At 73.4% G+C, this 25926-nt stretch carries 22 protein-coding genes; 13 read left to right on the plus strand and 9 right to left on the minus strand.

The features are described 5' to 3' along the window. Window positions 1–52 precede the first annotated feature (52 nt). Complete coding sequence (locus tag ACFWPQ_RS49730) at window positions 53–292, minus strand: chaplin (protein WP_359222408.1); 240 nt, start codon at window positions 290–292, stop codon at window positions 53–55. A gap of 250 nt (window positions 293–542) precedes the next feature. Here ACFWPQ_RS49730 and ACFWPQ_RS49735 point away from each other — a divergent pair, with 250 nt between their 5' ends. The 9 genes from ACFWPQ_RS49735 (at window position 543) to ACFWPQ_RS49775 (ending at window position 10988) form a co-directional block, all read left to right on the plus strand. Beyond that, window positions 543–1640, plus strand: a complete 1098-nt coding sequence (locus ACFWPQ_RS49735; RefSeq protein WP_384051341.1) for a DUF3344 domain-containing protein — start codon at window positions 543–545, stop codon at window positions 1638–1640. 57 nt (window positions 1641–1697) lie between these two features. Continuing rightward, window positions 1698–2876 carry a glycosyltransferase gene (locus ACFWPQ_RS49740; RefSeq protein WP_384051344.1) on the plus strand — a complete coding sequence of 393 codons (1179 nt, stop codon included), beginning with the start codon at window positions 1698–1700 and terminating at the stop codon, window positions 2874–2876. After that, complete coding sequence (locus tag ACFWPQ_RS49745) at window positions 2873–4294, plus strand: exopolysaccharide biosynthesis polyprenyl glycosylphosphotransferase (RefSeq protein WP_384051347.1); 1422 nt, start codon at window positions 2873–2875, stop codon at window positions 4292–4294. The genes ACFWPQ_RS49740 and ACFWPQ_RS49745 overlap by 4 nt, the downstream gene beginning before the upstream one ends. Window positions 4295–4296: 2 nt before the next feature. Next, window positions 4297–5598, plus strand: coding sequence for an O-antigen ligase family protein (locus ACFWPQ_RS49750; RefSeq protein ID WP_384051351.1), 1302 nt, complete (start codon window positions 4297–4299; stop codon window positions 5596–5598). A gap of 80 nt (window positions 5599–5678) precedes the next feature. After that, complete coding sequence (gene murJ / locus ACFWPQ_RS49755) at window positions 5679–7298, plus strand: murein biosynthesis integral membrane protein MurJ (protein ID WP_384051354.1); 1620 nt, start codon at window positions 5679–5681, stop codon at window positions 7296–7298. Between the two features lie 103 nt (window positions 7299–7401). After that, window positions 7402–8091: a polysaccharide deacetylase family protein gene (locus ACFWPQ_RS49760; protein ID WP_384051399.1), complete on the plus strand. Its 690-nt coding sequence runs from the start codon at window positions 7402–7404 to the stop codon at window positions 8089–8091. Between the two features lies 1 nt (window position 8092). Next, entirely contained in the window at window positions 8093–9232 is a 1140-nt protein-coding gene (locus ACFWPQ_RS49765) for a glycosyltransferase (protein WP_384051357.1), read from the plus strand. Next, window positions 9229–9870: a lipopolysaccharide biosynthesis protein gene (locus tag ACFWPQ_RS49770; protein WP_384051360.1), complete on the plus strand. Its 642-nt coding sequence runs from the start codon at window positions 9229–9231 to the stop codon at window positions 9868–9870. Before ACFWPQ_RS49765 ends, ACFWPQ_RS49770 begins: the two co-directional genes overlap by 4 nt. After that, window positions 9867–10988: a GNAT family N-acetyltransferase gene (locus ACFWPQ_RS49775; RefSeq protein WP_384051363.1), complete on the plus strand. Its 1122-nt coding sequence runs from the start codon at window positions 9867–9869 to the stop codon at window positions 10986–10988. Before ACFWPQ_RS49770 ends, ACFWPQ_RS49775 begins: the two co-directional genes overlap by 4 nt. Here ACFWPQ_RS49775 and ACFWPQ_RS49780 read toward each other — a convergent pair. Continuing rightward, window positions 10985–12478, minus strand: a complete 1494-nt coding sequence (locus tag ACFWPQ_RS49780) for a glycoside hydrolase family 26 protein (protein WP_384051366.1) — start codon at window positions 12476–12478, stop codon at window positions 10985–10987. The two genes, ACFWPQ_RS49775 and ACFWPQ_RS49780, sit on opposite strands and share 4 nt — an antisense overlap. A gap of 161 nt (window positions 12479–12639) precedes the next feature. Between ACFWPQ_RS49780 and ACFWPQ_RS49785 the strand changes: the two genes are divergently transcribed. Beyond that, a complete protein-coding gene (locus tag ACFWPQ_RS49785; protein WP_384051369.1) occupies window positions 12640–13986 on the plus strand; it encodes an ATP-grasp domain-containing protein in 1347 nt (448 codons plus the stop codon). After that, window positions 13986–15245, plus strand: a complete 1260-nt coding sequence (locus ACFWPQ_RS49790; protein WP_384051372.1) for an NAD(P)-binding domain-containing protein — start codon at window positions 13986–13988, stop codon at window positions 15243–15245. Before ACFWPQ_RS49785 ends, ACFWPQ_RS49790 begins: the two co-directional genes overlap by 1 nt. Window positions 15246–15288: 43 nt before the next feature. Here ACFWPQ_RS49790 and ACFWPQ_RS49795 read toward each other — a convergent pair whose 3' ends face one another. From ACFWPQ_RS49795 to ACFWPQ_RS49805, 3 genes are all read right to left on the minus strand, one after another. Then, window positions 15289–16191, minus strand: a complete 903-nt coding sequence (locus ACFWPQ_RS49795) for a chaplin family protein (protein ID WP_384051375.1) — start codon at window positions 16189–16191, stop codon at window positions 15289–15291. 180 nt (window positions 16192–16371) lie between these two features. Next, window positions 16372–16599 (minus strand): chaplin, encoded by a 228-nt coding sequence (locus ACFWPQ_RS49800; protein WP_384051378.1) that lies wholly within the window; start codon window positions 16597–16599, stop codon window positions 16372–16374. Between the two features lie 296 nt (window positions 16600–16895). Continuing rightward, entirely contained in the window at window positions 16896–17312 is a 417-nt protein-coding gene (locus ACFWPQ_RS49805) for a rodlin (protein ID WP_384051381.1), read from the minus strand. 269 nt (window positions 17313–17581) lie between these two features. On the opposite strand from ACFWPQ_RS49805, the gene ACFWPQ_RS49810 reads away from it, so the two are divergent. Both ACFWPQ_RS49810 and ACFWPQ_RS49815 read left to right on the plus strand, forming a co-directional pair. Beyond that, the gene (locus tag ACFWPQ_RS49810; RefSeq protein WP_361289106.1) at window positions 17582–17998 is read left to right on the plus strand and encodes a rodlin; all 417 of its coding nucleotides are present in this window, start codon (window positions 17582–17584) and stop codon (window positions 17996–17998) included. 232 nt (window positions 17999–18230) lie between these two features. Further along, window positions 18231–18644: a rodlin gene (locus ACFWPQ_RS49815; protein WP_384051384.1), complete on the plus strand. Its 414-nt coding sequence runs from the start codon at window positions 18231–18233 to the stop codon at window positions 18642–18644. 120 nt (window positions 18645–18764) lie between these two features. On the opposite strand, the gene ACFWPQ_RS49820 is transcribed toward ACFWPQ_RS49815, so the two are convergent. The 4 genes from ACFWPQ_RS49820 to ACFWPQ_RS49835 form a co-directional block, all read right to left on the minus strand. Next, window positions 18765–20675, minus strand: coding sequence for an AMP-dependent synthetase/ligase (locus ACFWPQ_RS49820; protein WP_384051387.1), 1911 nt, complete (start codon window positions 20673–20675; stop codon window positions 18765–18767). Between the two features lie 115 nt (window positions 20676–20790). Continuing rightward, window positions 20791–22314 carry a von Willebrand factor type A domain-containing protein gene (locus tag ACFWPQ_RS49825; RefSeq protein WP_384051390.1) on the minus strand — a complete coding sequence of 508 codons (1524 nt, stop codon included), beginning with the start codon at window positions 22312–22314 and terminating at the stop codon, window positions 20791–20793. Between the two features lie 157 nt (window positions 22315–22471). Next, window positions 22472–23335, minus strand: a complete 864-nt coding sequence (locus ACFWPQ_RS49830) for an ABC transporter permease (RefSeq protein ID WP_384051393.1) — start codon at window positions 23333–23335, stop codon at window positions 22472–22474. Continuing rightward, window positions 23332–25926, minus strand: a 2595-nt coding sequence (locus ACFWPQ_RS49835; RefSeq protein WP_384051396.1) for a CocE/NonD family hydrolase, incomplete at its 5' end; no start/stop codon positions are given. The genes ACFWPQ_RS49830 and ACFWPQ_RS49835, both read right to left, overlap by 4 nt.

A 25926-nucleotide genomic window follows, 5' to 3' on the forward strand; every position in this document is an offset into this window, starting at 1 on the left:
CGTCCGCGGGGTGCGCGGGCGGGCGGCCGGCCGAAAGGGAACAGCCCCTGCGTCAGTCGTTGACGCAGGTGTTGCCGAACGCGGGGTTCAGCAGGCCGATCACGTTGATCGTGTTTCCGCAGACGTTGATCGGCACGTGGATCGGAACCTGGATCACGTTGCCGGACAGCACGCCCGGGGAGTGCGCGGCGACGCCGTTCGCGCCGCTGTCGGCGGCAGCCACACCGGCGCCGCCGGCGACGGCCGCGACGGCGGCGGTGGACAGGACCAGGCCCTTCGCGATACGCGACATGGAGAGATGCTCCTTGGGGTCGAAACAAACATCCGGGCGGATGCCCAGCGCTGTGTCAACGCGCGGCACCGGCCCGGGTTGTGCCGCCAAAGGAGTGATCTCCACGGAGCCCTCCTTCACCAATCCGACACACTTGATCGGTTTCGCCGGATTAGTACGGATAGAGACTAGAGTTGCGCATCTCCCGACTTGCCCGCATTGCCATCACATTGCACTCTTTCTCCCACTCCCCGAAAGGGCGAAGCCGGTCATGCGCAATCCCCTCGGCCCGCCGCTGCTGCGACGCGCGTCGGTCGGCGCACTCGCCCTCGCCGCGATCTGGGCACCGGGCACCGCCGCCCGGGCGACCGCCCCGCCCGCCCCGGAGTCCGCGCGCATCCCGTTCGCCGAGCGCTACCACGCGGTGCAGCACGGCGGTTTCGCCCGCGCGGCCAACACGTCCATCAGCTGCCGCACCAAGGCCACCGGCCCGGCCGAGCCGCCCTGCCCGGCCGCCCGGGAGGGCCAAGTCCCGGCGGTGAACGGGAACTTCGACATGTTCTACGTCGACGTCGACAGCGACCCCGACACCTACAACTCCTCCCGCGCCGAGCTCCGGCTGCCGGCGGGTTCCCGGGTGACGTACGCGCGGCTGTACTGGGGCGGCAACCTGCTGGCCGGCGAGCAGAAACCGGCGCGGGACGACGGGCGGGTGCTGATCGCCGAACCCGGCGGCTCCTACAAGGAGTTGCTCGCCGACACCGTGGTGGGCCACCGGGTGGCCGGCGGCGCGGACGCCTTCCAGGCCTCGGCCGACGTCACCCGCCTGGTCCGGTCGAGCGGCTCGGGGCTGTGGACGGTCGGCCAGGTGAACGTGGCGATGGGGAGGTCCCGGTCCGGCGCCTGGGGCGGCTGGACGCTGGTCGTGGCGTACGAGGACCCGGCGCAACCGCGGCGCACGCTCTCCCTCCAGGACGGCTTCGACTCCCTGGACCGACCGGCCGAGATTCGGCTGAACGGGCTACACGCCCCGCGTGGCGCCGGAGGTCAGGTGGGTCTGGTGGCCTACAACGGCGACCGGGGCGGTACCGGCGACTCGCTCACCTACACCACCGCCGGCCACGCACCCGTCCCCCTCCAGGACTCCGCGGACCCGGCCGACGACGTACTCAACTCCACGATCAACGAACCCGGCCCGGTACGCGCCCGGCGTGAGCCCGCGTACGTCAACACGCTCGGCTACGACTCGGATGTGTTCGATCTAGGTACTGGTCTCGCCCAGGGCGGTGACCAGCTGACCTTCAGGCTCGTTTCCCAGCGCGACGCGGCGTGGGCGGGCGCGCTCTTCGCCGCTGTGGACGCGCCGTAGTGCGGCGCGTTCCGGCCCGCAGTCCCGAGCGCCCCCCGTGAGCGAGGAAATCCGCGTATGCACCGATCAGCAACCGACCCTCGGCCGCGGGTCCTCCATCTGACGCAACCCGTCGGGGGCGGAGTGGCCCGGGTCGTCCTGGACCTGACGAAGGCCCAGCTCGCGGCCGGTCTGCGGGTCACGGTGGCCTGCCCCGGCGGTGAACTGGCCGAACGCGCGCGGGCCCTGGGCGCCGAGGTGCGCGGGTGGCGCGCCGACCGCTCCCCGGGCGCCGGTCTCCCGGACGAGGTCCGACGCCTCACCCGGCTGCTCGACGAGGTACGGCCCGCACTGGTGCACGCGCACAGCGCGAAGGCGGGGCTCGCCGGCCGGCTCGCCGTACGCGGCCGCGTCCCCACCCTGTTCCAGCCGCACGCCTGGTCCTTCGAGGCGGTCGGCGGCGCCACCGCCGCGCTGGCACTGCGGTGGGAACGGTGGGGCGCGCGCTGGGCGCACCGGGTGGTGTGCGTCAGCGAGGCCGAGCGTGCGACCGGCGTACGCGCCGGGATCCGCGCCCGCTACACCGTCGTGCCGAACGGCATCGACACCGGGCACTTCACCCCGGGCCACGCCGCAACCCCCGGCGCCACCGCAACCCCCGGCGCCACCGAAGCCCCAGGCCGCGGCGCGCCCCTGGTGGTCTGTGTCGGGCGGCTGTGCCGGCAGAAGGGCCAGGACGTGCTGCTGCGGGCCTGGCCCGAGGTGCTGCGCCGGGTACCGGACGCCCGGCTGGCCCTGGTCGGCGACGGGCCCGACGAGGCCGCGCTGCGCCGGCTCGCCCCCGCCTCGGTCGAGTTCGCGGGCGCCGTCGCGGACGTCCGCCCCTGGTACCGGGCCGCCGACCTGGTGGTGCTGCCCTCCCGCTGGGAGGGCATGGCCCTGGCCCCGCTGGAGGCGCTGGCCTGCGGGCGGCCGGTGCTGGTCACCGATGTCGACGGCGCCCGCGAGAGCCTGCCGCCCGGCCACGCGGCGCACTGCCTGGTCCCGCCGGGGCGGCCGGGCGCGCTCGCCGGGGCCGTCGCCGCGCTGCTCCTGGACCCGGAGCTGCGCGCGTCGCTCGGCGGCCAGGGGCGCCGGCACGTCCTGTCCACGCACGATGTGCGGCGCACGGCGGAGGCGGTCGCGGAGCTGTACCGCGAACTCCTCGGCGGGCGGCCGCTGGTGTCCTTCGAGTGCAGGGAGTCCATCCACTCGTGACCGCGGAAAGCACCGTCTCCTCCCCCGGCCCGCAGCCCCGGGACCACGGGCTCTCGCCTGTCTCGGTCCTGCCGTCGCGCGCGGCCGGCGGCTTCCGGTTCCCGCTGCGGCGGCCGCCCGCGCGGCCCGCCTCCCCGGTGCCGCTGCTCGCCGCCGACCTGTGTGCCGCGCTGCTCGGCGCGGCCGCGCTCGACGAGGCCGTCCGCCGGCCCGTCCTGGTCGGTGTGCTGGTGGCCGGGGCGATACTGCTGCGCCCGCAGACCATCCGGCGGATGACCGGGATCCTGGACGAACTCCCCGTCGTCTGCGGCCGGATCGCCGTCGTCTGGCTGGGCCTGGCCGCGGCCCTCGCCGCCTGGGACCCGGACCGCGCGCTGCCCGCCCGCGTCCTGCTCCTCGGCTTCGCCCTGCACGCGGCGGCAGCCGCCGCCGGCCGCGGCCTGGTGCACTGGCGGCGCCGCCTCGCCCTGCTGCGCCGGCCGCGCGCCGCCCTGGTCGTCGGCCCGGCCGCCACCGCCCAGCGGGTCGCCGCCGCCGTGCTGCGCCACCCCGGCTGCGGGGTGCGCCCGGTGGGCGTCGTCGCCGACCACCCCGAGGGCCCCGAGGGCCTGCCCGTGCTGACCACCGGCGAGGAGGTCGAGCGGGCCCTCATCCAGAACGGGGTCCGGGCCGTCCTCACCGTCCACCCCGCCGTCCGCACCGAACAGGGCCCGCTGCTGCGGGCGCTGGCCGAGTCGGGCTGCGTGGTGTGGGAGGTCGACGCGGACTCACCGGTGTACGAGATGCGCGACCAGCTCGCCGGGTTCTCCTGCCGCCGCCTGGAGATGGGCTCACGGCGGCGCGGCACCGTCGGCAAGCGGATCCTCGACATCGCCGTCTCCGGGGCGGCACTGGTGCTGGCGGGCCCGCTGCTGCTGGTGTGCGCGGCGGTGCTCCGCCTCACCGACGGACCCGGCGTCGTCTTCCGGCAGGAGCGCATCGGCAAGGGCGGCCGCCCCTTCACCCTGCTGAAGCTGCGCACCCACCGCCCGGTCGACGAGCACGAGGCCGCCACCCGGTGGAGCGTGGCCGGCGAGGTCCAGATGAGCCGCTTCTGCCGCTTCCTGCGCCAGACCTCGCTCGACGAGCTGCTCCAGCTGTGGAACGTGCTCTGGGGCGACATGAGCCTGGTCGGCCCGCGCCCCGAACGACCGTACTTCGTCGGCCAGTTCAGCCAGACCTACCCGGGTTACGCGGCCCGCCACCGCATGCAGACCGGCATCACCGGCCTCGCCCAGATCAACGGGCTGCGCGGCGACACCTCCATCGAGGACCGGGCCCGCTTCGACAACGCCTACATCGACAACTGGTCGCTGTGGCAGGACGTCTGCATCCTGCTGCGCACCGCGGCCTCGCTCGTGCGCTCGACGGGGAGCTGAGGATGAGCTTCGCACTGTCGCCGGCCAGGCCGCTGCGGCTGCCGCCGGTGCTGGCCGCGGTCGCGGTCCTCGCGGTCCTCGCACTGCCGCTCGCCCCGGGCGGCGGGGAGGGCGGTGCCGGGCCCGCCGATGCGGTGTCCGCCCTTGTGGTGCTGTACGCCGCGCTGCGCACGCTGCGGGCTCGGCGGCGACCGCTGTCCGCCACCGCCGTGGCGGTGCTCGGCATGCCGGTCGTGGGGCTGGCCGTCGCCGCGATGGGCGCGGCCTCGCCGGGCGCCGGGCTGACCGGCCTCGGCCGCTACCTCCAGGTGTTCGTCCTGGTCCCCGCCGCCGTCGTGCTCCTGGTCCGGGACCGCGCCGACTTCCGCCTCCTCGCCTGGTCGTTCGTGGGGCTCGCGGTCTGGCAGGGCGCGGTCGGGGTGCACCAGTACGTCACCGGGACCGGGGCGTCGTACCAGGGCGAGGAGATCCGCGCGGTCGGCACGTTCGGGCCGCAGGACGTGATGGGCATGGCGACGGTGGTGTCCTTCGGCCTCGTGTGCGCGCTCGGGCTGGCGCTCGGGCGGGCGCCGGTACGGCAGCGGGTGGCGGCGGGCGCGTGCGCGCTCGGGCTGCTGCTGCCGCTGGCCGTGTCCTTCAGCCGGGGCGCCTGGATCGCGACCGTCCTGACCTGCGGTGTGCAGCTCGTCCTGGCCGGGCTGCGGCGGGCGCTGAAGGTGGCGGCGGTCGCGGCCGCGGCCGGTGTGGTGCTGGTGGGCGGCTTCGGGGTCGGTACGGCGATGCTGCAGGAGCGGATCAGCAGCATCGGGCAGGTCACGGACGCGCCGGACCAGTCGGTGGTCGACCGGTACACGCTGTGGGCGGCGGCGACGGGGATGTGGCGGGAGCACCCGGTGACCGGCGTCGGCCTGAAGAACTTCCCGGCGTACCGGGACGCGCACGCCTCGCTGGCGCTGTCGTCCGGGAGCGACACGGAGGGGGCGGGGGCCGCGTACCGGAAGCAGCCGCTGCTGTCGCCGCACGACATGTATCTGCTCGTGCTCAGCGAGCAGGGGCTGCTCGGTCTGCTGGCGCTGGCGGGCAGCTGGCTGGCGCTGCTGGCGTGCGGGCTGCGGGGGCTGTGGCGGGTGCGGGGTGGTGACGGCGACGGCGTCGACTGTGCGCTGGTGGGGTGCGGGTTGCTGATCTGGCAGCTCGTCGACTTCGCGTACGGCGACATCGGGGGGCCGTCGACCGTGCTCACGGCGGTGGTGTTCGGGGTGGTGGCGTGGTGGGCGTTGGTGGGGGCGGAGCGTGCGGGATGACTGCGGCGCCGGGGGTGGAAGGGTCGGATGTCGGCTGCGGGCCGGTGGGGGTTGATCGCGCCCACGCGGCGGAGCCGCACATGTCACAGCCCAGCGCCCCCAAGAAGGGAGTTGTCGACGCCGGCGCCGAGAATGCCGGCCCAACTCGTGGAGTCCTCGCCAAGGCCGCTCTCGTCACCGCCGTCTTCTCCGTGGCGGGGGCGCTGCTCGGGCTCGTCCGGGATCAGTCGCTCGCGCGGCTCTTCGGGGCCGGGCGGGACACCGATGCGTTTCTTGTCGCGTGGACCATTCCCGAGTTCGCCGCGACGCTGCTCATCGAGGACGGGTTGGCCTTCGCGCTCGTTCCCGCGTTCAGCATGGCCCTCGCGCGCAGGGCGCAGGGGGCGCCCGGCGACCCCGTGCGGGCCCTCGTCGCCGGGACGCTGCCCAGGCTGAGCCTCGCCTTCGCCGCCGTCGGCGCCCTGCTCATCGGCGGTGCCCCGCAGCTCGTCGAGGTGCTCGCGCCCGGTCTGCGCGATCCCGCGCTCGCCGTCGGCTGCACCCGGCTCACCGCCACCTGTGTCCTGACCTTCGGACTGGCCGGGTACTGCAGCGCCGCCCTCCGCGCGCACCGGCACTTCCTCGCGCCGGCCGCGATCTACGTCGCCTACAACGCCGGCATCATCGTGGCGATGTTCGCGCTCGGCGGCCACTGGGGCGTCCGGTCGGCCGCGTTCGGGGTGGCGGCCGGGGGCGCCCTGATGGTCGTCGTCCAGCTGCCCGCGCTGCTGCGGCGGCTGCGGCACCGGCCGAAGGCGCGGGAGAGCGCGGCCGTCGCCGAGGAACGGCCGCTGAACGTGGCGCTGATGGCCACCGTGCTGTTGTTCGCGCTGTGCCGGCAGTCGCAGGTGCTGATCGAGCGGTTCCTCGCCTCGCACCTGCACTCCGGGGCCATCTCGCACCTGAACTACGCGCAGAAGGTCGCGCAGATCCCGATGACGATGTCGATGATGCTGTGCACGGTCACCTTCCCGGTGGTGGCCCGGGCGCTGGCCGAGGGCGACACCGAGCGGGCCCGGAGCCGGGTGGAGCGGGATCTCTCGGTGGCCGCGAGCGTGGTGCTGCTCGGCACCGCCGTGGTCGTGGCCTGTGCGCCGCAGCTCATCCGACTGCTGTTCCAGCGCGGGGCGTTCACCGCCGCGGACACCGCCGCCACGGCCGGGGTGATGCGGGTCTACGCGCTCGGGCTGCTCGGGCAGACCCTGGTGGGCGTGCTGGTCCGCTCCTACTTCTCGGCGGGCCGCGCCACCTGGTACCCGGTGGGCGCCATGGCCGCCGGGATCGTGGTGACCTCCTGGATCGGCGCCCTGACCGTGGGCCCGTACGGCGTCACCGGCATCGCCGCCGCCAACGCCACCGGCATCACCGCCACCGCCGTGTTCCTGCTGGCCGGCATGGGCCCGCGCAGCGTCCCGATCCGCACCCGGCGGGTGCTGGTCGAGCTGAGCCGGCCGGTGCGGGCGGCCGTGGTCGCGGCGGCCGTCGGGATCTTCGTCGCCGCGCGTCCGGCGGACCCGTTCGCCGGTCTGGCCGCCGGTGCCACGGCCGTCACCGTCGTCTTCGTCCTGCTCGGCTGGGCCCTGGACGCCCAGGGCTTCGCACCCGCACTCCGTTCCGTAGCCACCGTCACCCGAAGGCTCGCGCATGCCGTCTTCCATTGAGTCCACCGAGTCCGCCCAGTCCACCGAGTCCGGCGAGTCCGGCGAGAAGGCCGAGAAGGCCGAGAAGGCCGGACACGTCACCGGCCCCGTCCCCTGGGTCGCCATGTACCACTCCGTGGGCGACTGTTCCGACGATCCGTACCGCATCACCGTCACCCCCGAGCGCCTGGAGAGACAGCTGGGCTGGCTGCGCCGGCGGGGGCTGCGCGGGGTGTCGGTCGCCGAGCTGCTCGCCGCCCGCGCCCGCGGCGAGGGGCGCCGGCTGGTGGGGCTGACCTTCGACGACGGGTACGCCGACTTCCTCGACCACGCGCTGCCCGTCCTCGACCGCTGGGGCTGCGGCGCCACCCTCTTCGTCCTGCCGGGGCGGCTCGGCGGCGACAACGCCTGGGACCCGCTGGGCCCGCGCAAGCCGCTGCTCACCGCCGACGGCATCCGGCGGGCGGCCAGGGGCGGGGTGGAGATCGGTTCGCACGGGCTCACCCACGTCGACCTGACGAAGGCCGACGAGACGACCTTGCGGGCCGAGGTCGCCGACAGCCGAGCGCAGTTGGAGGAGCTGGTCCAGGCCCCCGTGGACGGCTTCTGCTACCCCTACGGCACGGTCGACCAACGCGCCGTCGACGCCGTACGGGACGCCGGGTACGGCTACGCCTGCGCCATCGACCCCGGGCCGCTGAACGGGCCGCACGCCCTGCCCCGCGTGCACGTCGGGCAGAACGACAACGCCCCGCGCCTCTTCCTGAAGTACCGGCTGCACCGGCTGCGCCGCCGTCCCGTCGAGGGGCTGTGAGATGAAGGCCCTCCACGTCATCACGGGCCTCGGGGTCGGCGGTGCGGAGCAGCAACTGCGGCTGCTGCTGCGGCACCTGCCGGTCTCCTGCGACGTCGTCACGCTCACCAACCCGGGGTCGGTCGCGGACGGGCTGGCGGCGGACGGGGTGCGGGTGGTCCACCTCGGGATGGCCGGGAACCGGGACCTGTCCGCGCTGCCGCGGCTGGTCCGGCTGATCCGCCGGGGCCGCTACGACCTCGTCCACACCCACCTCTACCGGGCCTGCCTCTACGGCCGGATCGCCGCGCGGCTCGCAGGGGTCCGGGCCGTCGTCGCCACCGAGCACTCGCTCGGCGACTCTCAGCTGGAGGGGCGTGAACTGACGTCGGGGGTACGGGCGTTGTACCTGGCCGGTGAGCGGCTCGGGCGGTCCACGGTGGCCGTCTCGCCGACCGTCGCCGAGCGGCTGCGCCGGTGGGGGGTGCCGGGGCCGCGGATCGAGGTCGTCCCCAACGGCATCGACATGGAGCGGTTCCGCTTCGACCCCGCCCGGCGGCAGCGCGTCCGCGACCGCCTCGGCATCCCGGGGGACGCGTGGGTCGTCGGTGCCGTAGGACGGCTCGCGCCCGGCAAGCGGTTCGGCGTCCTGATCGAGGCTCTGGCCCGACTGCCCTCCGACTCGCGGCTGCTGCTGGTGGGCGGCGGCCCGGAGGAGGACGCGCTGCGGCGCACCGCCCGGGACGCCGGGGTGGCCGACCGGGTGCTGTTCGCCGGTGAGCGGCCCTACGCCTCCGACAGCGACCAGGACCCCGACCTGCCCGCCCTCACCGCCGCCATGGACGTGTTCGCCTCGCCCTGCGCCGAGGAGGCGTTCGGGCTCGCGGTCGTCGAGGCGCTGGCCGCCGGGCTGCCCGTGCTCTACAGCTCCTGCCCGGCGATCGAGGACCTGCCGCCCGCCGCCGCCCCGGGCGCCCGCCGCGTCGAGGGCGGTGCGGACGCCTACGCCGGGGCGCTGGCCGCCGCCCGCGCCGCCGGACCCGGCCCGCGCGGCGCACCGGACGCCGCCCGTCACTACTGCATCACCCGCAGCGCCGCCCAGCTCATGGACGTCTACGCGGCCGCACTCGCCACCACACCCCAGGGAGCCAGTACGCCATGACCGAGAACCCCATCCGAGCGCCGCGCCCGTTCGCCCGCGCGGTCCCGCCCTGGTCGCTGCTGGCGGCCGGGGTCATCGCGGGCGGGCTGCTGGGCGGCGCCTACGGCGTGCTGACGCCGCGCAGCTACTCGGCGACCAGCTATGTCGTCGCCGTGCCCGCCGACAAGACCGACACCGCCTCCGCGCAGGGGTTCGCGCAGGCCTACGGCCGGGTCGCCACCCAGCTCGCGGTGCTCGACGACGCGCAGATGTGGGCCGGGGTGCCGGTGAAGACGCTGCAGAACAGCGTGCAGACGGAGACCTCGCCGGACGCGCCGATGATCGCCGTCTCGGCCACCTCGCCGCACGCCCTCCAGGCCACCGACATGGCGAACGCGGTGGCCCGCTCGCTCATCCGGCACGCCAACGACACCAAGGGCGACACGAACGTCGAACTCCTCCAGTTCTCCCGGGCGTTGAAGCCGGCCGCGCCCGCCTCGGCGTCCCCGAAGGTGACCGGTCTGGTGGGCGCGAGCGCGGGCGGGCTGCTGGGCGGCCTGGTGCTCCTTGTCCGCCCCCGGCGCCGCCCGGAAGACACTGCCCTGCAGGCCTCGGTGCCCGGTCCGGCCGTCGCCGCCGACGTACACGGACAGCTGTGACGACGACGGCCCACCCGACGCTGGCCGCGTACACCACCGAACTCGTCACCGACGAGGCCGCCTTCGCCGGGCTGGCCCCGGTCTGGGGCCGCCTCTACCGGCGGTGCGGCACCGCCACCCCGTTCCAGAGCCACGCCTGGCTGCACTCCTGGTGGCGCTCGTACGGGATCCCCGGCCGGCTCCGCCTCGTCCTGGTGCGCTACGGCGGTGAACTGGTCGGCGCGGCCCCCTTGATGCTGGTGCACCGCCCGCTGCCCACACTGGTGCCGCTCGGCGGGGCGATCTCGGACTACGCGGACGTGCTGCTCGCCGACGCCGACGACGGCCGGGTGGCGGACGCGCTCACCCGGGAGCTGGCGGAGGCGGCCCGGACGGCGCTGATCGACTTCCGCGAGGTGCGGCCCGGCGCCGCGGCGGAGCGGGTCTACGAGCGCTGGCACGGGCCGTGCCGGAAGGTGCCCGACTCGCTGTGCCTGGAGCTGCCGGCCGTGTCGATGGACGAGCTGGTCGGCCGACTGCCCTCGAACAAGGCCCAGCAGCGGGTCCGTGCCAAGCTGCGCAAGCTGGGCTCGCTCGGGGTGCACCGGGACGCCGTACCGCCCGACGGGGTGGACGCGGCGCTGCGCCGCCTCCTCGATCTGCACCGGCTGCAGTGGCAGGGACGGAAGGTGACCACCGAGCACCTCCAGTCCCGGTTCCAGGAGCATCTGGTGCGCTCGGTGGGGCCGATGGTGCGGTCCGGGGACGCGGTGGTCACCGAGTTCCGGCTCGACGACGAGGTGGTCGCCGTCGACCTGACCCTGCTGTCGCCGAGCCTCGCCGGCGGCTACCTGTACGGGGCGCATCCCCGGCTGCGGGAGCGCAAGGCGGACGTCGCGGTGATGCTCCTGGACGCCTGCACCCAGCACACCGGTACCGGTGAGCGGGGCGCGCTGAGCCTGCTGCGCGGCGACGAGCCGTACAAGCACCACTGGCGGCCCCGGCCGGTCGTCAACCAGCGGCTGCTGCTGGCCCGGCGGCGCACCGCCCCGCTGCTGACGGCGGCGCTGTGCGACGCCGCCGCCCGGCAGCGGATCAAGGAGGTGCGGCACCGATGGAAGCAACGCCGGCAGGACTAGGGGGTGCCCGGCGTGCGCGACCACCAGTCGAGGCGGATGCAGAGCTTCCCGCCGAGCCAGTACTCGACCCAGGCGCCCAGGTCCATCGGCGTGCAGTTGGACGGGGGTGTGGCGCCCGGCTTCGGGCTCGGACTCGGGCTCGTGGCCGGAGCCGGGGCCGAGATGTCCGGCTTCGGAGTCGGAGTCACGGTCGGCGTCGGTGTCGCCGTCGGGGTCGGTGCCGGGGCGTCGGGGCGGCCGAAGAGGGCCGCGCGGTAGACGTGCGCGGAGCGCGGGTTGGCCGAGCACTGCCAGACACCGTGCGGGCAGTAGTCGGTCAGTGTGTTGTACAGCGGCTTGTGCTCGTCCATCCAGGCGAGCATCCGCCGCATGTACTCGGCGTTGTCACCGTTGCGGAAGAGACCCCATTCCGGATAGGAAATGGGTTTCCCGTGGGCCTTCGCGAAATCCACGTGCTGCTGAAGTCCGTAAGGCTCCCGCACCTGTTGGTCGAAGGAAAGTCCGGTCGGCTGGTCGTACGAATCCATACCGACGATGTCGACCGTGTCGTCCCCGGGATAACACTCCGTCCACGGTACGGCGTCGCGGCCCCGGCTCGGCGTGAAGTCGAACCGGAATCTCTGGCCCGGCACCGCCCGCATGGTGGTGACGATCCTGTTCCAGTATTTCTTCCAGGCCTCCGGGTCCGGCCCGCAACGATGGGTGTAGGTAGTGCCGTTCATCTCCCAGCCGAGCACGATCACCGTGTCCGGCACCCTCAGATCCACCAGCCGCTCGGCCAGGGCCCGGAAGTGGTGATCGAACTGCCCGGCCGCGCCCTGCCGCAGCAGCGCGCGGACATCGTCGTCCCCGATGCCCTCCTCGTTGCGCTCCTGCATGGGCACGTTGAGGACGAGGGTCCGCTCGGCCCTCTCCCGTCGCCAGTGCGCCCAGACGTCCAGGAAACCGGGGGCGCCCTCGATGTCCGACCAGCGGTTGCCGGGCAGATACGTGTGCGCGACCTTGAGTTCGGTGCCGCCGAGCCAGCTGCTCAGCTGGGCCATGCGGGCGACGCCCAGCGGCCCGGAGTCGAGGAACGCCCCGAAGGCCGGGGGCGCCGCCATGGCCGGCACGGTGCCGCCCGGTCCGTGGGCGGCCGGGTCCGGCAGCGGTGCCGCCGATGCCGGGACGGAGGTCGTGGGCATCGGAACGGCCGTCGCGGGCTTCGGGAGGCTCGCCGCCGGTGTCGGTGCCGGGACGCTCGCCGTGGGTCCCGGGACGGTGGTCGCGGGTCTCGGGACGGTCGTCGTCGGTGCCGGGACGGTCGTCGTGGGTCTCGGGACGTTCGTCGTGGGTGTCGGAGCCGGTGGGTCCGTGACCCGCGCCGCCCCCGCACCCGCGGCGAATCCCGGACCGGTCGCCAGGGTCGCCGAGGCGACGACGACGGCCGCCGTGACCACGGCCGGCCGGTACCACCGGGACCTCGGCCGCTTTCGCTGCTGTGGGGCCATGCCTGCTCCTTTCTCCACCGGTTCTCGTCCGTTTGCAGAATCCCTGAGGAAGTGCCAGCTACTGACACTCAGTCATATCAATATGAATTCCGCCAGTGCGGTTGCGGCTTTCGGGTGCCCCGAACGCCCGCACGGGTGAACCGACGCAAAGGAAAAGGTCCGTGTCGCTGCTAGACATCCGGGTCCCCGCGGTTCTGCTGCGGATCGACCGGAATCCCTTTCACCACGGCACCTTGGGGGCCGTGCGTTCGCTCGGCAGAGCCGGGGTGGACGTCCATGTGGTCGCCGACTCCGACGGAAGCCCGGTCCGCAAGTCCCGTTTCGTACGGCAGCTGCATCCGCCGCCGGCGCCGGGCGCGTCGCCCGCCGAGATCGTGGCCGTGCTGCGGCGGGTGGCGACACGGATCGCCCGTCCGGCGGTGCTGATCCCGATGGACGACGCGAGCGCCATCGCGGCCGGCCGGCTCCGCGAGGACCTCACGCCCGCCTACCTGCTCCCGCAGCAGCCCGGCGCCCTGCCCGAACGCGTCGCCGACAAGGCCGAGCTGGCCGAGGTGTGCGCCGCCGCCGGGATCCCGCACCCGCTGACCCTGGTCCCGGACAGCGCCGAACAGGCCGCCGCCGCCACCCGGCGGCTCGGGCTGCCGGTGATCGCCAAGTGGAGCCGGCCCTGGCTGCTGCCGGCCGGGTCCGGGCTGCGCAGCACGGTCGTGGTGCGCTCGGCGCAGGAGGCACGGGAGCTGTTCCTGCGCGGCGGGGAGGCGGGCAGCCCGCTGCTGCTCCAGGAGTTCCTGCCGCCGGGCCCGGACCGCGACTGGTTCTTCCACGGCTACGCCGACCGCACCGGGACGGTGCGCGCGGGCGGCCCCGGCCGCAAGCAGCGGGCCTGGCCGCGCGGCGCCGGACTGACCGCGGTCGGCCTGTGGACACCCAATCCGCAGGTCCAGGGACTGGCCGAGCGGATCACCGGCGAGCTGGGCTTCCGGGGCATCTTCGACCTGGACTTCCGGCGCTGCGGCACCACGGGCCGCTACCACCTCCTCGACTTCAACCCCCGTCCGGGCGCCCAGTTCCGGCTCTTCACCGACAGCGCGGGCCTGGACGTCGTACGCGCGCTGCACCTGGACCTGACCCATCGTCCGCTGCCGGACGGGGTGCCACTGGCCGGGCGGGCCTTCGTGGTGGAGAACTACGCGCCGCTGAGCGCGCTGCGCCCGGCCCCGCGCGGGCGGGAGCTGGCCTGGTCCGCGCCGGACGACCGCGGGCCGGGCCTCGCGATGTGGGCGCTGTGGTGCCGGCACGTGGCGGGCCGGCTCCTCGACCGGCTGCACGACGGCGGTGCCGTGCAGGTATCGCCCCCGCACTCCCCCGTGCCCGCCGCCCGGGGCGAGGAACTCACCGGTGTGGCCGGTGTGTCCGCCGCACCCGGAGCCTCCGGCCTCCCCGGCCTCCCCGGCCTCTCCGGTCAGCCCGACCGGTCCGACGACGAGAAAGCGAGCAGCTGCTGATGTACGACCTGCTGGTGGTGGGCGCGGGCCCGTACGGCCTGTCCATCGCGTCCCACGCCGCGGCGGCGGGCCTGAACGTGCGGGTCTTCGGCCGCCCGATGGCCTCCTGGCGGGACAACATGCCCCGCGGGATGTTCCTCAAGTCCGAGCCCTGGGCCTCCAACCTCTCCGACCCCGAGGCGCGTTGGCGGCTGGACGTCTACTGCGCGGGCCGCGGTGTGGCGGCCCGGCACGGGGAGCCGATCCCGCTGGACATGTTCGCCGAGTACGGCCTGTGGTTCGCCCGCAACGCCGCCCCGCCCGTCGACGAACGCATGGTCACCCGCGTCGCGCCGCGCGCCGGCGGCTTCGAGGCGACGACGGCGGACGGCGAGGTCCTGCGCGGCCGGACGGTCGCCCTCGCCGTCGGCGTACTGCCGTTCGTCGAGATCCCCGCCGCCCTGCGCGGCCTCTCCCCCGACCAGGTCTCGCACAGCAGCCACCACGCCGACCTCGACCGCTTCCGGGGCCGGGACGTCACGGTGATCGGCGGCGGTCAGGCGGCCCTGGAGACGGCCGCGCTCCTCGCCGACCTGGACAGCCGGGTACGGGTGCTGGTGCGCGCGGACCAGCTGTTCTGGAACGACGTGCCACCGCCCTGGCAGCGCCCCTGGTGGCAGTCGGTCCGCTCCCCGCACAGCGGTCTCGGCCCCGGCTGGCGCAACTGGTTCTACTCGGAGCGGCCGGGCCTGTACCGGCGGCTCGCGGAGCCGACCCGGGCGCGGATCGCGGCGACCGCGCTCGGTCCGGCCGGTGCCTGGTGGGTGCGGGAGCGGGTGGAGGCCGGGGTGGAGGTGCTGCTCGACCGGGAGGTGACGGCGGCCCGGGCGACGGTGGACGGGGTACGCCTGGACATGGCGGGAGCCGGGGGCCGCACGGCCACCCTGGAGACCGAGCACGTCATCGCCGCCACGGGGTTCCGGGCGACCCGGGACCGGCTCGGGCTGCTCGCCGACGAGCTGCGCTCGACGCTGGTGACGGCGGCCGACGGGGCACCGGAGGTGGGCCGGGACTTCGAGTCCTCGTACCCCGGGCTGTTCCTGGCCGGTCTGATCACGGCCGCGGGCTTCGGTCCGGCGATGCGCTTCGTGCACGGCGCCGGCTTCACCGCGGGCACGCTGGTGCGCGGGGTACGGCGGCGGCTGCGCTCCGGGCCGGCCGGCTGGGGCATCCCGGCGGGGCGCCGGGAGTCGGCGGCACCGGACCCGGTCCGCAGCTGACGGAGGGGTGCCGGGCGTTCACGGCGTCCGGCACCCGCCTCCGCTACGACCGACGGGAGCCGGTCCGACCGCGCCGGTACAGGATCGTCCCACCCGCGATCAGCACGGCACTGGCCGCCGAGGTGGCGACCATCGCCTCGGCACCGGTGTGCGCCAGGGCGGGCGGCGCCCAGTGCTGCTGACCACCGGCGGGCGGAGTGGCCTGACCGGGCGGAGCCGACTGACCGGGCGGCGTCGAGTGCCCCGGCGGGGTGGACTGCTGGGGAGGGGTCGGCTGACTCGGAGGAGTCGAGTGCTCCGGCGGGGTCGACTGACTCGGAGGAGTCGAGTGCTCCGGCGGAGTCGTCTCACCCGGGGGCGTCGAGTGGCCCGGAGGTGTCGAGTGGCCCGGAGGCGACGACTCACCCGGCGGGGACGAGTGGCCCGGCGGAGTCTCGTGGCAGGAGGGCGAGTTGTCGCCTCCGTGCGTGGGCGGAGCCTCGTGGCCGTAGGACGGCGGAGCCTCGTGACCGTACGCGGGTGGGGTCTCGTGACCGTACCCGGGCGGGGTCGTCCGGCCGTAGGGCTGGGGGGTCTCGCGGGGGCCGGGTGGGGTGGAGGTGCCGTAACCCGGGTTGTCGTAGTCCGAGTTGCCGTAACCCGTGTCCCCGTAACCGGTGTCGCCGTAACCGGCGTTGCCGTAGGGCGAGTCTCCATGGCCCAGGTCTCCGTAGGCCGAGTCGCCGTACGGCTTCCCGTGGGTGCGGGCGTGCTTTCCCGAAGGGGACTCGTTCGCACAGGAGTTGCCGAAGGCCGGGTTCAACGCGGCTGCGGCGTCGACCGAGTTGCCGCAGATGTTGACCGGCACGTTCACCGGGGCCTGGACGTTGTTGCCGGACAGGACACCCGGCGAGCCTCCCGCGGCCCCGGTCGCGTCCGTCTCGGCGAACGCGGGAGTGCCGTACATGGACAGAATGCTCGTCGCAGCGGCGGCCACGACCATTCCCCTGCTGAGGGTCTGTCGCAATCTCGTTGTCTTCCTGCTTGAAGAAGTGGGAAAGCCGGCCTCGGAACGCGGATGCGAAGGATCGCCGGTCCGAGGCCGGCCGTGACGCAGCCGGTGGGGCTTGTGCGCTGCGTGGTGTCGTCAGTCGTTGACGCAAGTGTTGCCGAGCGTCGGGTTCAGCGCCGCGATGAGGTTGAGGCTGTTGCCGCAGACGTTGATCGGGATGTGGATCGGGACCTGGATCACGTTGCCCGAGAGGACACCCGGGGAGCCGATGGCGGCACCGTGGGCACCGGCGTCCGCGAAGGCGGGGGCGGCGCCGCCCAGGGCCAGGATCGCGCCGGCGATGACAGCAGCGGTCTTCTTCATGAGCTTTCCCTTCTCTGCGGTCATGCCCGTGTGACGGCCGAAACCGAGCGAGCACAGCATGGACGGCTCGCACCATGACCGGCAGGCTGTAGAACGAGGAATAGACGGCGAGGAAACTACGGAACGCGTGCCGTCCGGTAATTCACTCGATCGCCTTCCCGGAATTGACGCAACAGAGGGGAAACGGTTCTTCTAAAAGGCGTCGCCGGAGGGGCAGCAGGAATTGCGACGAAAGCCGCCCGGGCGACGGCGCATGAGCACACGCCGTCGCCCGGGCAGACCTCACGAGGCCGGGGTCACTTGTTGGCGACGCCGTTGGCGGAGAGCACCGCGATGTCGTCCACCAGGTGCGACAGCGGCTCGTCACCCTTGGCCTGGGTGGAGTTCTCGGCGCACTGCTGGTTCTGTGCCGCGGAGAGGATCGGCACGTCCTGCAGGACGCCGACGGAGGCGAGAACGGAGGCCACGCTCTGGACGTTCGCCTTCGCGGGCAGGCCGACACAGAGCTTGTTCAGCGAGCCTCCGACCAGGGTGGCCTGCGGGCTCATGTTGCCCTTGGTGACCGCGTTGCCGAACGCCTCGTGGGCGCCGTTGCCGCTCGCGGAGGTGGTGCCGTTGTCGTTGCCGGTGGCAAGCGCCTGGGGAGTGGCCGCCGCCGACACACCTACGACGGCCGCAGCGACCGCCGCCGCGGCCATTGCCTTCTTCAGCATTTCGCTTTTCCTTTCCCGGCTTTACGCCAAGACGGACGTTCCTGCCCGGCATCAACCGCCCCCATCCGGAATGGTTGCGGCACGGGCGCAGTACGTCACCCGATCGGACCGGCGGCTCGGCCGAAATTCCCCGTGAACACTGGGCAGGCGACGGAATCGAGGCTTTCCGGGCCGTGGGCCATTGGGGTGAAGGGGAGCAACCAACCGGATCACAGGCAGTTGACCAGAGCGCTCCGGTGGACGGGGTGTCCTCAGAAGGGAATTGACAAGTGATCAAGAAGATTCTGGCCTCCGCCGCTGTCGCAGCCTCCTTCGTCGGTGTCTCGGCCGCGGCGGCAACGCCGGCCCTGGCCACCGGCAACGACCACGGCACCACCTCGGCCAGCGGCAACGGCGCCTTCCAGTCGTTCGGCAACTCCGCCACGTACGGCAACATGAGCCCTCAGATGGCGCTCATCCAGGGCTCCTTCAACAAGCCGTGCATCGCCCTCCCCGCGAAGCTGAACCTCCAGAGCGTGGCCGCCGTCGGCGCCGCTGTCGGCGTGCTGCAGGACGTGCCGATCCTGTCCGCGCCGCAGAACCAGCAGTGCGTCGAGAACTCCACCCAGGCCAAGGGCGACGAGCCGCTGTCGCACATCCTGGACGACATCGCGATCCTGGCCGCGAACGGCGCCAAGAACCGGTAGTCAGGGCGCGCCCCGAACACCTCCCAAGGACCCTCGGCCGACGGGCCGCCGACTTCTCGGCGGCCCGTCGGCCTGTGAGGCGCCGTCCCTCGATCCCGGGCGACCGGGGCGTTTGTCGAGTTATCGCACTGAGCTACTCCAATCGGGGCAAAGGACGCAACCCCGGCAGGTCCACAACCGTTGATGATCACGCAGCTCCTCCCCGGAGTCCGCCTTTTCGAAGGGAACAAACATGAAGAAGCTGTGGGCAACCGCGGCTGTCGCCGCCACCGTTGCCGGTCTCGCCGTCACGGCTGCCCCCCAGGCCCTGGCGACCGGCAACGACCACGGCACCACCTCGGCCAGCGGAAACGGCGCCAAGTCCGAGTTCGGTAACTCGGCCACGTTCGGTGACCAGAGCCCGCAGCTCTCGCTGGTCCAGGGCACGCTGAACAAGCCGTGCATCGCTCTGCCGGTCAAGGCCAACATCCAGAGCGTGATCGCCGGCGCCGCCGCCGTCGGCGTCCTGCAGGACGTGCCGATCCTCTCCGCGCCGCAGAACCAGCAGTGCGTCGAGAACTCCACCCAGGCCAAGGGCGACGAGCCGCTGTCGCACATCCTGGACGACATCGCGGTCCTCTCGGCGAACGGCGTCGGCAACAAGTAGTCCGAACGCTCCGCGGGCGGCGGGTCACCGGTCTTCCGGTGGCCCGCCGCCTTCGTCGTGCTCCGTGCTGCTCCGTGCTGCTCCGTGCGGCTACTTGCGGCTACTTGCGGCTACTTGCGGCTACTTGCGGTACAGCGCCTCGATCTCGGCCGCGAAGCGGGCCGTGACCGCGTGCCGCTTGACCTTGAGGGACGGCGTGAGCAGCCCGTTGTCCTCGGTGAACTCGCCCTCGACCAGGGCGAAGGCGCGGATCGACTCGGCCCGCGAGACGGCCTGGTTGGCGTGGTCGACCGCCTTCTGCACCTCGGCCCGCATCCGGTCGTCGCGCACCAGCTCGGCGAGCGGGGTGTCCGACGGCAGCCTCCGTACGGACAGCCAGTGCGCGACCGCCTCGGGGTCCAGCGTGATCAGGGCGGCGACGAACGGCCGGTTGTCGCCGACGACCAGGCACTGGCCGACCGGTGACCGGCTGCGCAGCCGGTCCTCCAGGACGGCCGGGGAGACGTTCTTGCCGCCGGAGGTGACCAGGATGTCCTTCTTGCGGCCGGTGATGGTGAGATAGCCGTCCGCGTCGAGCGCGCCGAGGTCCCCGGTCTCGAACCAGCCGTCGTCCGGCAGTACTTCGGCGGTCGCGGCCGGGTTGTTCCAGTACGCCCCGAACACCACCGGCCCCTTGATCAGTACCTCGCCGTCGTCGGCGATCCGGACCGCCGTCCCCGGGATGGGCTGCCCGACCGTGCCGGGGCGGGGCGCCAGCGGCGGCACGATGGTGGCGGCCGCGCTGGTCTCGGTCAGGCCGTAGCCCTCGTAGACGACGATCCCGGCCGCGTGGAAGAACAGGTTGAGGTCGCGGTCCAGCGGTGAGCCGCCGCTGACGGCGTACCGCATCCGGCCGCCGAGCTCCTTGCGGATCCGGCGGTAGACCAGCAGGTCGTACAGCGCCCAGGCGGCGTACAGGCCGGGCCCGGGGCCCTTCCCCGTGCCGAGGAACCTGTTCAGGTAGGCCTCGGCGAAGCGCACGCCGATCCGTTCCGCCCGGTCGAAGGAGGCGGCCCTGCCGATCTTCTCGGCCGTCGCCCGCCCGGTGTCGTGGATCTTCTCGAAGAGGTACGGCACCCCGACCAGGAACGTCGGCCGGAACTCCCGGAGTGCGGGCCGCAGTTCGTCCGGTTTCACGCTCGGGAAGTGGCCCATCTCGATCCGGCCCAGGAGGCAGGCGATCTGGAGCGTACGGCCCAGGATGTGGGCGAGCGGCAGGAACAGCAGGGTGGAGGCGGTCTGGCCGGTGACCGCCTGGAAGACGGGGTGCAGCAGCTCGACCGTGTTGGCGGCCTCGGCGTGCAGGTTGGCGTGGGTGAGGACGCAGCCCTTGGGGCGGCCGGTGGTGCCGGAGGTGTAGCAGACCGTGGCGATGGTGTCGGGGGTGAGGGTGCCACGGCGCTTGGTGACCTCCTCGTCCGGGATCTCCCGGCCGAGGAGGGTGAGGTCGGTGAGCGCGTCGCCGTCGAGTTCCCAGATGCGCGGGGGGTGGGGGTGGGCGGCCGTGCCGGTGGTGACGGTCGCCGTGTTCTCCGGGGTCTCGGTGACGACGTGCCGGGCGCCGGAGTCCCGGACGATCCACTCCACCTGGTCGGCGGAGGAGGTGGGGTAGACCGGGACGGTCACACCGCCGGCCGCCCAGATGGCGAAGTCGAGGACCGTCCACTCGTAGCGGGTGCGGGACATGACGGCGACGCGGTCGCCTGCGGCGAGGCCGGCGCCGATCAACCCCTTCGCCACGGCGGTTACTTGAGCGGCGAACGCGGCTGCCGTGACGGGGCCCTCGCTGCGGCGGATCGCCGTGGCGTGGGGTTCCTCCGCCGCGTTGGTGAAGGGGAGGTCGGCGAGGGAGCCGATGGTGAGCGGGGCGGCGAGGGGCGGTCGGCGCGCCTCCCGTACGACGCCGGCCGCGTCCTTGACGACCTCGACCTTGCCCCGGTCGGCCAGGTCGGTGCGTCGGCGGGCTCGTCCGAGGTCGCTGCGTACGCTCATGGGGCGTCAACTTACTCGGAAGTAAGGGGAGGTCAATGGGTTCGGACGGTTGAGTGTTCGGGTGCGGGTGGGTGGGGGCTGGTCGCGCAGTTCCCCGCGCCCCTGAAGGGGCGCCTCAGCTCGCGGAGTTGGATCGTTCCGCCTCTCGGATGGCTGTCGCGAGGTCCGATACATCCTTGTCCTCCGTCGTCCTTGCCAGAGTCTCAGCGCGGGCCTGGAGCCTGCCCAGGCCCGGGCTTCCCGGGACGTCGTACTCCCCGCCCGCCAGCGCGTCCGCGAAGTAGGCCGCCACCGCTGTTACCTGGAAGCGAGGAGACGCCGTCCAGACGCTGCCGTGCAAGGCGTCTGTCTCCATCGAGCCCGTGTTCTCGTGCGGGGTGCGGGTGTTCGGGTCCAGCCAGCGGACCGTGGCGGTGGCGAGGTGGCCGTCGGTGCCGGGCTTGGTGCGCACCGCGTAGAGGGCGGTCACCGTGTGGCCGGGGCCCACCTCGCCGCCGTCCACCGCGTCGTTGCGGAAGTCCTGGTCGGCGACCTTGCGGTCCTGGTAGCCGATCAGGCGGAAGTCGGTGACCGTGTGCGGGTCGAAGGCCACCTGGGCCTTGGCGTCGCGGGCCACCAGGTCGATGTTCTGCGGGAGTTGGCGGCAGAAGACGTCGTCGGCGGTCGCGGTGTCGGCGACGTACACGGTGTGGCCGTCGCCCTTGTCGGCGAGGCGTTCCATGAGGGCGTCGCCGTAGTCGCTGCCCACGCCGACGCCGAACAGGGTGATGCCGTACTCGCGGCGGTCGCCGTCGATGCGCTCGAGGATGGCGTTCGGGTCGGTCTCGCCGTCGTTGGCGAGGGCGTCGGAGATGAGCACGACGCGGTTGGTGGCGTTCCTGCGCAGGCCCTCGACGGCGGTGGCGTAGCCGGTCTCGACGCCCTCGCCGAGGTTGGTGGAGGAGAGGGCTTCGAGGCCGTCGACGGCGTCGTGGATCTCGGCGCGGTGGCCGCCGAGGCGGGTCATCGGCAGAACGGTCTCGGCGTGTTCGCTGAAGGTGACGAGGGCGACCGAGTCGTCGTCGCGCAGCCGGTCGGTCATCGTGTCCAGGGACTTCTTGGCGAGGTCGAGGCGGCCGGGTTCGCCCATGGAGCCGGAGACGTCGATGACGAAGGTGAGGGCGGCCGGCGGGCGGGTGTCGGTGTCGTCGGCGGGGCGGGTGGTGAGGCCGACGCGGACCAGGGACCAGTCCGGGTCGTTGGTGCGGGCGCCGTCGACGGTGACCGTGAAGCCGTTGTGCTCGGGGGTGCGGTAGTCCTGGCGGAAGCTGTTGACGAACTCCTCGGGCCTGATGGTCGAGGGGTCGGGGCGGCCGCCGTCGGCGAGGGTGCGGCGGGCGTAGCCGTAGGAGGCGGTGTCGACGTCCAGGGCGAAGGTGGAGAGGTGGTCGTCGGAGGCGGGGGCGGAGGCGGTGGGGTTGGCTTCGGCGGAGTCGTAGCCCCCTCCGGAGGAGGGGGCGGGGGCGGGGCCGCGGGTGTAGGCCGGGCCGTTGTAGTGGGTGCCGCCGCCGGCTCCGCAGCCCGCCAGGAGCAGGGCGCCGGCCGTGGTGACGGCGAGCAGCGCTCCGCACGTTCCTCGTCGTGTCCGGTGTCGGTCCATCGTGTGTGCCCCCTGTGCCGGTCGGAGTCGACTTCCTGACTTGTCGTCGACTGTGACGGCGCGGGGGGCCGGAACGTGCGCCCCGATGCGTTGCGGATGGATCTCGAAGAGGCCACGGACCTGGGGTGTCGAGGCCGGAGGGAGATCGTCCGGTGACCTAGGAGACCACGTCCTTGCGGGCGAAACCCCGGAAGGCCAGGGCGAACAGCACCAGGGCGTACGTTATCGAGACCGCGGTGCCCTGGATCATGCCCGACCACTCCAGGTTCGGCTGTACGGCGTCCGCCCAGGCGAACTGCCAGTGCGCGGGCAGGAAGTCCCGCCAGTGGCCGAGGGCGGTGACGGCGTCCAGGACGTTGCCGACGATGGTCAGGCCGACCGCGCCGCCGACCGCGCCGAGCGGCGCGTCGGTCTTCGTGGACAGCCAGAACGCGAGGGCCGCGGTGACCAGTTGGGACAGGAAGACGTACGCGATCACGATCGCGAGACGCTGGGTGGCGGTGCCGGTGTCGAGTGCGCCGCCGGTGGGGATCTGGAGCGGGCCCCAGCCGTAGGCGGCGGTACCGACGGCCAGGGCGACCAGCGGCAGCAGGATCATCGCGGCCAGGCTGAGGCCGAGCGCGACGACCAGCTTGGACCAGAGCAGGCGGGCCCTCGGCACGGGTGCGGCCAGCAGATAGCGCAGGGAGGACCAGCTGGCCTCGGAGGCGACCGTGTCCCCGCAGAACAGGGCGACCGGGATGACCAGCAGGAAGCCCGCCGAGACGAACAGGTTGACCGCGGCGAAGTTGGCGCCGGACGCGGTGGCCGTGTCCAGGAGGGTGACCTGGCCGTTCTGTTCGCCCGGGCTGCCGCCGATGGCGAACGCGATCAGCAGCACGAAGGGCAGGACGGCGAGGATGCCGCCCATCGCCAGCGTGCGGCGCCGTTTGAGCTGGCGGACGAGTTCGACGCGGAGCGGCAGGGTGCGGCCCGCCCGGTAGCCGGAGGCCACCGCGGCCTTCTGGGTGAGCGTGCTCATGCGGAACCTCCGATCAGGGTCAGGAAGGCGTCTTCCAGACGGCGGTGCGGGCCGACCGACGCCACCGGCACGTCGAGCCGGACGAGTTCGGCGACCAGGCGCGGGGCGCCGGCGCCGGGCTCCAGGCGGACGAGCAGGCCGTCGTCCGTGCTGGTCACGGAGGCCACGCCGGGCAGCGCGGCCACCTTCTCCACGACCGGCTCCTCCACCGGGGTGCCGGTGCCGACGAGAAGCGTGTCGCCGGAGCCGACGATCTCGGCGACCGGTCCGGCCTGTATCAGCCGGCCGCGGTCCATCACCACGAGGTGGGTGCAGGACTGCTCGACCTCGGCGAGGAGATGGCTGGAGACGATCACCGTACGGCCGGCGGCCGCGTAGCGGATCATCACCTCGCGCATCTCGCGGATCTGCGGCGGGTCCAGGCCGTTGGTGGGTTCGTCGAGGATGAGCAGGTCCGGGAGGCCGAGCATGGCCTGGGCGATGGCGAGGCGCTGCCGCATGCCCTGCGAGTACGTGCGGACCGCGCGGGCCAGCGCGTCGCCGAGCCCGGCGATCTCCAGGGCCTCCTCGATGTGGGAGTCCTCCTGCGGACGCCCGGTGGCCTGCCAGTACAGCTCCAGGTTCTCCCGGCCGGACAGGTGCGGCAGGAAGCCGGCGCCCTCCACGAAGGCGCCGACCCGGGAGAGGACGGGCGCGCCGGGGCGGATGGCGTGGCCGAAGACCCGGACCTCACCGCCGTCCGGCTTGATCAGGCCCATCAGCATGCGCAGTGTGGTGGTCTTGCCCGCGCCGTTCGGACCGAGGAGCCCCAGCACCTGGCCCTTCTCGACGCGGAAGGACAGCTCCCGGACCGCGTACCGGTCCGTCGAACCCGCGTAGCGCTTGCTCAGGTCCGTTATCTGGAGCGGGACTTCGGCGAGCGCCGGGGCGGGGGCCGGGCCGGCGGTGCGGCGGCGGCCGGTGAGCAGCAGGGCCAGCGCGGTCAGCGCGCCGGCCAGCGGCAGCCACCACACCCAGGCGGGCAGCGGCGCGGCGGCCGTGTCCACGCGGGGTGCCGTCGGCACGCTCAGGGGGCCCTTGAGGGAGACGGTGTAGGTGGCCGGGGCGGCCGGGGAGGCGTAGCCGAGGTCGGTGGAGGCGAGGACCAGGCGCAGCCGGTGGCCCTTCTGCACCTCGTGGTCGATGGCCGGGAGGGTGATCGTGACGTCCTTGCCGGCCTTGGCGCCCTCGACGCGGATCGGGGCGACCAGCTGGGAGGGCAGCACCTGCTGGGTGCCGTCCGGGCCGACGTCGTACACCTTGCCGAAGAGCACGGCGTCGTCGGTGGTGGAGGTGAGGTGGACGGTGGCCGTGGGGGTGCCGGTGATCTGCACGGTGCCGGTCGTCGGGGCCGAGTCGAAGCGGGCGTACTGGCCCGGGAAGTCGAGGGAGACGCCGACGCCGAGGGAGGAGAGCTGGGCGAGGCCGCCACCGCCGAGGCCGGGGAGCGCGGAGACGCCGGGCGGGCTGGCGCCGGCCGGGTTGTCGACGCGCTGGGTGCCGCCCTTCAGGGTGATGTTCTTCCGGTCGCTCTCCAGGCCGGGGTAGCTGTCGGCGGTCGCGCCGCGCAGCTGGGCGGCGCCGTCGGTGGAGTCGACGCCTCCGGTGCGGGTGATGCGGAACGCGGGCCCGGTGCCGGTGGCCTTGTCACCCTTCAGATACCGGTCGAACCATGCCGTCACCCGGCCCTCGACGCGGCTGGTCTCCAGGTCGCCGCCGTCGTGGCCGCCGGCGATCCAGTCGACGTCGACGGGTGCGCCGTTGGCCTTGACGGCCTTCGCGGCGGCGTCCGACTGGGAGAGCGTGAAGAGGGAGTCGGTCTGGCCCTGGAAGAGCAGGGTCGGCACCTTGATGCGGCTGCCGACCGCCGACGGTGACCGCTCCTGGAGGAGCTTGACCGCGGCCGCGTCCGGCTTGCCCGACTCGGCGACCCGGTCGTACATCGCGCAGAGCTCGGGCTGGAAGTTGGCGCAGCCGCCGCCGGTGTTGACGAAGATCCCGGCCCAGAGCTTCTTGAAGACGCCGTTCGGGAAGAGGGCGTCCGCGAGGTTCCAGTACGTGATGGAGGGGGCGATGGCGTCGACCCGGTGGTCGTAGGCGGCGGTGAGGAGGGAGATGGCGCCGCCGTACGAGGCGCCGGCCATGCCGACGCGCGGGTCGCCGGTGCTGTCGAGCTGCACCTGGGGCTGGGTCGCCAGCCAGTCGATGAGCCGGGAGACGTCGGCGACCTCGCCCTTCGGGTCGTTGAGGCCGATCTTCCCGGTGGATCTGCCGAAGCCGCGGGCGGACCAGGTCAGCACCGCGTAGCCGTCGCGGGCGAGGTCCTCGGCCTCGGCGCGCATGTCGTCCTTGTTGCCGCCGAAGCCGTGGGCGAGGAGGACCGCGGGGCGTCGGCCGGTGCCGGCGGTGGTGAAGAACGAGGTGTCCAGACGCACCCCGTCCACTGCCATGACCTTGTCGGTCCGCTGCACCGGGGGCGGGTCGTCGGAGGCGACGGCCGTCCACGTACCGGCACCGACGAGCACGACGACGGCGGCCGCGGCGGCCAGAAG

Source organism: Streptomyces sp. NPDC058464, from assembly GCF_042721035.1.
Lineage (GTDB): Bacteria > Actinomycetota > Actinomycetes > Streptomycetales > Streptomycetaceae > Streptomyces.

What these genes read in the sequence shown, in the direction of transcription:
- ACFWPQ_RS49730 (WP_359222408.1), bottom strand. Translation starts at nt 292, where the DNA reads ATGTCGCGTATCGCGAAGGGCCTGGTCCTGTCCACCGCCGCCGTCGCG.
- ACFWPQ_RS49735 (WP_384051341.1), top strand. Translation starts at nt 543, where the DNA reads ATGCGCAATCCCCTCGGCCCGCCGCTGCTGCGACGCGCGTCGGTCGGC.
- ACFWPQ_RS49740 (WP_384051344.1), top strand. Translation starts at nt 1,698, where the DNA reads ATGCACCGATCAGCAACCGACCCTCGGCCGCGGGTCCTCCATCTGACG.
- ACFWPQ_RS49750 (WP_384051351.1), top strand. Translation starts at nt 4,297, where the DNA reads ATGAGCTTCGCACTGTCGCCGGCCAGGCCGCTGCGGCTGCCGCCGGTG.
- murJ (WP_384051354.1), top strand. Translation starts at nt 5,679, where the DNA reads ATGTCACAGCCCAGCGCCCCCAAGAAGGGAGTTGTCGACGCCGGCGCC.
- ACFWPQ_RS49760 (WP_384051399.1), top strand. Translation starts at nt 7,402, where the DNA reads ATGTACCACTCCGTGGGCGACTGTTCCGACGATCCGTACCGCATCACC.
- ACFWPQ_RS49765 (WP_384051357.1), top strand. Translation starts at nt 8,093, where the DNA reads ATGAAGGCCCTCCACGTCATCACGGGCCTCGGGGTCGGCGGTGCGGAG.
- ACFWPQ_RS49770 (WP_384051360.1), top strand. Translation starts at nt 9,229, where the DNA reads ATGACCGAGAACCCCATCCGAGCGCCGCGCCCGTTCGCCCGCGCGGTC.
- ACFWPQ_RS49780 (WP_384051366.1), bottom strand. Translation starts at nt 12,478, where the DNA reads ATGGCCCCACAGCAGCGAAAGCGGCCGAGGTCCCGGTGGTACCGGCCG.
- ACFWPQ_RS49790 (WP_384051372.1), top strand. Translation starts at nt 13,986, where the DNA reads ATGTACGACCTGCTGGTGGTGGGCGCGGGCCCGTACGGCCTGTCCATC.
- ACFWPQ_RS49795 (WP_384051375.1), bottom strand. Translation starts at nt 16,191, where the DNA reads ATGTACGGCACTCCCGCGTTCGCCGAGACGGACGCGACCGGGGCCGCG.
- ACFWPQ_RS49800 (WP_384051378.1), bottom strand. Translation starts at nt 16,599, where the DNA reads ATGAAGAAGACCGCTGCTGTCATCGCCGGCGCGATCCTGGCCCTGGGC.
- ACFWPQ_RS49805 (WP_384051381.1), bottom strand. Translation starts at nt 17,312, where the DNA reads ATGCTGAAGAAGGCAATGGCCGCGGCGGCGGTCGCTGCGGCCGTCGTA.
- ACFWPQ_RS49815 (WP_384051384.1), top strand. Translation starts at nt 18,231, where the DNA reads ATGAAGAAGCTGTGGGCAACCGCGGCTGTCGCCGCCACCGTTGCCGGT.
- ACFWPQ_RS49820 (WP_384051387.1), bottom strand. Translation starts at nt 20,675, where the DNA reads ATGAGCGTACGCAGCGACCTCGGACGAGCCCGCCGACGCACCGACCTG.
- ACFWPQ_RS49825 (WP_384051390.1), bottom strand. Translation starts at nt 22,314, where the DNA reads ATGGACCGACACCGGACACGACGAGGAACGTGCGGAGCGCTGCTCGCC.
- ACFWPQ_RS49830 (WP_384051393.1), bottom strand. Translation starts at nt 23,335, where the DNA reads ATGAGCACGCTCACCCAGAAGGCCGCGGTGGCCTCCGGCTACCGGGCG.